Consider the following 1,141-nt stretch of genomic DNA (forward strand, 5'->3'; position numbering starts at 1 on the left):
GCGCAGCACCGAGCGCACCAACCAGCGCAACGGCTACCGTCATCGTCAGTTCGACACTCGGGCAGGCACACTGGATCTCGCGATTCCGAAGTTGCGGCAGGGCTCGTACTTCCCGGACTGGCTGCTGGAACGTCGCAAACGCGCCGAGCGCGCGCTGACCACGGTGGTGGCGACCTGCTACCTGCTCGGGGTGTCGACGCGGCGGATGGACAAACTCGTCGAGACCCTGGGGATCACGTCGTTGTCGAAGTCGCAGGTGTCGGTGATGGCCAAAGAGCTCGACGTCGCCGTGGAGGCGTTTCGTACCCGGCCGCTGGATGCCGGCCCGTACACGTTCGTGGCCGCTGACGCCCTGGTGCTCAAGGTCCGCGAGGGCGGACGTGTGGTCAACGTGCACGCCTTGATCGCGGTCGGCGTGAACGCCGAGGGCTACCGCGAGATCCTGGGCATCGACGTGTCCACCGCCGAGGACGGTGCGGGCTGGTTGGCGTTCTGGCGCTCGCTGACCGCCCGGGGCCTGTCCGGGGTCCGCCTGGTCACCAGCGACGCTCACGCGGGTCTGGTGGCCGCGATCGGCGCCACCCTGCCCGGGGCGGCCTGGCAGCGCTGCCGCACGCACTACACGACCAATCTGATGGCGATCACTCCGAAGGCGTCGTGGCCGTGGGTGCGCACCCTGCTGCATTCGGTGTTCGATCAACCCGACGCGGGATCGGTTGCTGCTCAATATGATCGGATCATCGACGCGCTGTCTGACAAGCTACCCAAGGTTGCCGAGCATCTAGAGAACGCCCGCGCGGACCTGCTGGCGTTTACTGCATTCCCCAAGCAGATCTGGCGCCAGATTTGGTCAAACAACCCCCAGGAACGGCTCAACAAGGAGATCCGCCGCCGCACCGACGTCGTCGGCATCTTCCCTGACCGCAACGCGCTGATCCGTCTCGTCGGGGCCGTCCTGGCCGAACAGCACGACGAATGGGCCGAATCCCGGCGCTACCTCGGCCTCGACGTCCTCAGCAAATCCCGAGCCGATCAGAGCTCACCGACCGAACAGGAGGCCACCCCCGCGGCACTGACCGCCTGAACCATCACATCGAAGAATCACACGACGACGTCGTACACCACGCCCCTGGACTTGACC

General features: G+C 66.3%; 1 protein-coding gene. It reads left to right on the forward strand.

The genetic code is table 11. From position 1 onward, the window contains the following. Positions 1–1,084: IS256 family transposase (locus tag HPC46_RS34480; RefSeq protein ID WP_179476447.1), on the forward strand; the 1,084-nt coding region annotated here is incomplete at its 5' end. Between the last annotated feature and the right edge of the window lie 57 nt (positions 1,085–1,141).

The organism is Mycolicibacterium vinylchloridicum, from assembly GCF_013404075.1.
In the GTDB taxonomy this organism is placed as follows: Bacteria; Actinomycetota; Actinomycetes; order Mycobacteriales; family Mycobacteriaceae; genus Mycobacterium; species Mycobacterium vinylchloridicum.